The 4,855-nt window shown below is 71.5% G+C and carries 4 protein-coding genes and 1 pseudogene; all 5 read right to left on the reverse strand.

The window, feature by feature from the left end; all coding sequences use genetic code 11:
- Positions 1 to 107 precede the first annotated feature (107 nt).
- A complete protein-coding gene (gene glpK / locus AB0G02_RS28255) occupies positions 108 to 1,643 on the reverse strand; it encodes a glycerol kinase GlpK (protein ID WP_360799576.1) in 1,536 nt (511 codons plus the stop codon).
- 21 nt (positions 1,644 to 1,664) lie between these two features.
- Positions 1,665 to 2,375: an MIP/aquaporin family protein gene (locus AB0G02_RS28260; RefSeq protein WP_360799579.1), complete on the reverse strand. Its 711-nt coding sequence runs from the start codon at positions 2,373 to 2,375 to the stop codon at positions 1,665 to 1,667.
- A 105-nt stretch (positions 2,376 to 2,480) separates the two neighbouring features.
- A complete protein-coding gene (locus AB0G02_RS28265; RefSeq protein ID WP_360799582.1) occupies positions 2,481 to 3,242 on the reverse strand; it encodes an IclR family transcriptional regulator in 762 nt (253 codons plus the stop codon).
- Between the two features lie 48 nt (positions 3,243 to 3,290).
- The gene (locus AB0G02_RS28270) at positions 3,291 to 4,187 is read right to left on the reverse strand and encodes a helix-turn-helix domain-containing GNAT family N-acetyltransferase (protein WP_360799586.1); all 897 of its coding nucleotides are present in this window, start codon (positions 4,185 to 4,187) and stop codon (positions 3,291 to 3,293) included.
- 37 nt (positions 4,188 to 4,224) lie between these two features.
- A pseudogene (locus AB0G02_RS28275) lies at positions 4,225 to 4,855 on the reverse strand (glycerophosphatase); the annotation flags it as partial.

Below are 4,855 nucleotides of genomic sequence, written 5' to 3' on the forward strand. Positions count from 1 at the left end.
CCGACCGGGCCGCCGCCCACGTGGTGGCGATGCCCAGCGCTCCGCCGCCGATCACGACCAGGTCGAAGGCGCCGTGTCCCAGCGCCTCGCGCGCCCTGGCCCGTTGTTCACTCATCGTTGTCGTCCTCGTCGATCCAGCCGACGGTCCGCTCGACCGCCTTCTTCCACTTCCGGTAGCCCTTGTCGCGGGTCTTCTCGTCCATCGACGGCAGCCACTCGGCGGCCTTGTGCCAGTTCGCGCGCAGCGTCTCGGTGTCCGACCAGTAGCCGACCGCCAGACCCGCCGCGTAGGCCGCGCCCAGGCAGGTGGTCTCGGCCACGATGGGCCGCACCACGGGCACGTCCAGCACGTCGGACAGGAAGCCCATGAGCAGGTTGTTGGCGGTCATGCCGCCGTCGACCTTCAACGTGGTCAGCCGCACGCCGGAGTCGGCGTTCATCGCGTCCACGACCTCGCGGGTCTGCCAGGCGGTCGCCTCCAGCACCGCGCGGGCGATGTGGCCCTTGTCGATGTAGCCGGTCAGGCCGGCGATGATGCCGCGCGCGTCGGACCGCCAGTGCGGCGCGAACAGGCCGGAGAACGCGGGCACGAAGTACGCGCCGCCGTTGTCCTGCACCGACCGGGCCAGCGTCTCGATCTCGGGGGCGCTCCCGATCAGGCCCATCTTGTCGCGGAACCACTGCACCAGCGCGCCGGTCACCGCGATCGCGCCCTCCAGCGCGTACGCGGCCGGCTGGTCACCGATCTTGTATCCGACCGTGGTGAGCAGGCCGTTCTCCGAGACCACCGGCTTGTCACCGGTGTTGACCAGCAGGAAGCTGCCGGTGCCGTAGGTGCACTTGCCCTCGCCGGGCGAGTAGCAGGTCTGGCCGAACAGCGCCGCCTGCTGGTCACCGAGCGCGGAGGCCACCGGGACGCCCTCCAGCGTGCCGGTCGCGGTGCCGTAGACCTCGGCGGACGACCGGATCTCCGGCAGCATCGCCCTGGGCACGCCGATCGCGTCGACCAGCTCGTCGTCCCAGTCCAGCGTCTCCAGGTTCATCAGCATGGTGCGGCCGGCGTTGGTGACGTCGGTGACGTGGCGGCCGGTCAGCTTCCAGATCAGCCAGGTGTCCATGGTGCCGAACAGCACCTCGCCCGCCTCGGCGCGCGCCCGCAGGCCGTCGACGTGGTCGAGCAGCCAGCGCACCTTGGGGCCGGAGAAGTAGGTGGCCAGCGGCAGGCCGCACTTCGCGCGGAACCGGTCCTGGTCGCCCAGCTCCTTGACCAGCTGGTCGGTGCGGGTGTCCTGCCAGACGATCGCGTTGTGCACGGGCCTGCCGGTGGCCTTGTCCCACACCAGCGTGGTCTCGCGCTGGTTGGTGATGCCGACGGCGGCCAGGTCGTGGACGGTCAGCGACGCCTTCTGCAACGCGCCGTGCACGACGTCGAGCACGTTGGCCCAGATCTCCTCGGCGTCGTGCTCGACCCAGCCGGGCCGGGGGAAGATCTGCCGGTGTTCCTTCTGCGCGACGGACACGATCGCGCCGCCGTGGTCGAAGACGATGCACCGCGACGAGGTGGTGCCCTGGTCGATCGCCGCCACGAAGGATCGGGCGGAGGAGGAGCGGGCGGAGGAGGATCGGGCGGAGTAGGTGCTCACGGTTGCTCCCGGTAGGTCAGCTCAGAAGACGGCGATGTCGACGAGACCGGCACATGCTCCACCGATCAGCGGGCCCACCACGGGGATCCACGCGTACCCCCAGTCCGATCCACCCTTTCCGGGGATCGGCAGGACGGCGTGCGCGAGGCGGGGGCCCAGGTCTCGCGCGGGGTTGATGGCGTAGCCGGTGGGTCCGCCCAGCGACATGCCGATGCCGACGACCAGCAGCGCGACGATCAGCACGCCGGTGCCGGAGGTCTCCAGGCCCTTGGTCTGGCCGGTCGCCAGGATGACGAACACCAGCACGAACGTGGCGATCACCTCGGTGATCAGGTTCTGCGCGCGGTGGCGGACCTCGGGGCCGGTGGCGAAGATGCCGAGCACCTCGCCGGTGTTGGCGCGGAACTGGCCGAGGTAGGTCAGGTAGCACAGGACGGCGCCGGTGAACGCGCCGAGGAACTGGCCGAGCAGGTAGAGCGGGACGGTGCCCCAGTCGCCGTTGTGGATGGCCAGGCCCAGCGTGACGGCCGGGTTGAGGTGCGCCCCGGACAGCGGTGCGACCGCGTAGGCGCCCGCGAGGACGGCGAAGCCCCAGCCGAACGTGATCACGGTCCAGCCGGCGCCGTGGGACTTCGACTTGGCCAGCACCACGCCCGCCACCACGCCGTTGCCCAGCAGCAACAGAAGTGCGGTGCCCAGGAACTCACCGATGAAGATCGACTGGTTGGTCATCCACGCGCCCTCTCTGGCCTGAATGCCGTTCGACAATGTCGTACGGTGCGCGTGAATCCTGTGCCGACGCTCACAAGATGTCAACCCTTCGCGAGAGGCCCGGCTCTACCAGGGGATGGCGCCGAGCTCGCGCGAGATGGACCGCGCGGCCTCGCGGACGTAGGACACCAGGTCGGTGCGCGGCTGCTTGTCCGCGTCGCACAGCCGCTCGACCGGTCCGGAGATCCCGACCGCGCCCACGGTCACCGCCCGCCGGTCCCGGATGGGCGCGGCCAGCGACACCTCGCCCTCGACCAGCTCCTCGACGTCCGCGGCCCAGCCGCGCTGCCTGACCTGCTCCAACGCGTCACCGAGCACGTCGGGGTCGGTGATCGTGGCGGCCGTGTAGGCCTTGAGGGGCTCGTCGTCGGTGAGGCCGACGGGGTCGTTCGCGAGCAGGACCTTGCCCAGCGCGCTGGCGTGCGAGGGGAGCAGGGCGCCGACTTCGAGGACCTGGCGCGAGTTGTCCGGCCGGAACACGTGGTGCACGACCAGCACCTGGTTCTCGTGCAGGGTGCCGATGCGGACGCTCTCCATGCTGCGCGACGCCAGCGAGTCCGACCAGTTCAACGCGCGGGTGCGCAGCTCGTTGCCGTCGAGGTAGCTGCTGCCGATGTGGAACAGCGCCGCGCCGAGCTGGTACTTGCCCGTGTCCGGCGACTGCTCCACGAACCCGACCAGCTGCAACGTCCGCAGGATGCCGTGCACGGTCGGTTTGGGCAGGTCGAGGGCGCGGGCGAGTTCCGCGACCCCCATCCGGCGCGCACCACTGGCCAGCAGCCGCAGCACGGCGGCGGCCCGTTCGATGGACTGGATCGGTCCCGGCACGCGATCACTCTAGCGCTCAAACCGTTCGACCATGTCGAACCAGTGGGGTCACAGGTCCAGCGACCAGGTCTGCGCCTCCACGTCGCGGCCGAACAGGCGTTCCGGCGTCCTCGTGTCCACCGTGAAGCCGACCTTCTCGTAGATGTGCCGCGAGGCCGCCAGCCCGGCCACGGTCCACAGCACCACCCGCCCGTACCCGGCGCGGCGGGCGAAGGCCAGGCACTCCTCCACCAGCCGCGCGCCGATGCCCAGGCCGCGGGCGGCGGGTTCGACCAGCAGCAGGCGCAGCTTCGCGGTGCGGTCGTCCACCCGCATGCAGAAGACCGACCCGACCGGCTCGCCGTCGACCTCCGCGATCCACGCGGCCTCGCGGTCGGGGGAGCGGCCTTCCCCGTACTCGGCCACGACCCCCGCCACCAGGGCCTCGAACGTCCGGTCGAAGCCGCACTCCTCCGCGTACCGCACCCCGTGCCGGTTCACCACCCACCCGAGGTCGCCCGGCCGCAACGGCCGCAGCAGGTACGACCGGGGCACGCCGGTGAGCAGGCGTTCGACCTTGCGCATGGCCGCCACGAGCTCGTGCCGGTCCGAGGGCGGCACCCGGTCCAGCAGCGCGCCGACTTCCGCTTCGGACCGGGCGTCCAACTCCGCGAACGCGGCCCCGCCCCGCTCCGTCAGGGTCACGACGTGGCGGCGGGAGTCGCGCTCGGACGCCGTGCGGGTGACCAGGCCGTCACGGTCGAAGCGGGTCAGGATGCGGCTGAGGTAGCCCGCGTCCAAGTCGAGGTCGGCGCGCAGGTCGGGCACCTCGCGCGGTCCGCCGGCCAGCTCGAACAGCACGCGCGCCTCGGTCAGCGAGTACGGCGAGGCCAGGTAGCCGCGGTCGAGCACCCCGATCACGCCGGTGTAGAAGCGGTTGAACGCGCGGACGTCCGCGACGGTCATCGTTGACTCCCTCAACAGAAACGTTGACGGAGTCAACCTATCCCTGGGGGCGGTAGATGGCCAGGGCGGCCGGCCGGGACCGGAACTCGAACGTCGACCCGGTGGGCCCGACCTCGCCGTCCGTCGCGATCGCCACCGCGGCGTCGAGCAGCCGCACGTCCAGCCACCGCGTCTCCAGGTGCCGGTAGGTCCGGCTGCGGTGCAGCGAGCCGAGCAGCGCGCCGAGGAAGAACCGCGCCCGCGAGAACCGGGTGTCCGCGCGGATGTACCGCACGTCCATCAGGCCCGCGTCCAGGGCGGGGCGCATCGTCGGGGCGAAACCCTTCGGCCGGTACGGGCCGTTGCCGACGAACAGCATCCACACCAGGTGCGGCTCGCCGTTCAGCTCCACCCGCATCGGCCGCGACGTGCGCAGCACCGAGGCCAGGGCGATGGCCGCCGCCGGCCACTTGCCCCACTTGTCCTGCAGCTTCTCCCTCAGCCGGACCATGTCCGGGTAGCCGCCCAGGCTCGCGGTGTTGACGAACCAGCGCGGTCCGGCGCCGTCCACCGACACCGCCGCCAGGTCCACCAGCGCGCCGTCGCCGTCCGCGACCGCCCTGGCGGCGTCGTCCAGCCCCTGCACGCCGACGTCGCGGGCGAAGTGGTTCAGCGTCCCGGCGGGCACC

The organism is Actinosynnema sp. NPDC023658, assembly GCF_040639995.1.
Taxonomy (GTDB): domain Bacteria; phylum Actinomycetota; class Actinomycetes; order Mycobacteriales; family Pseudonocardiaceae; genus Actinosynnema.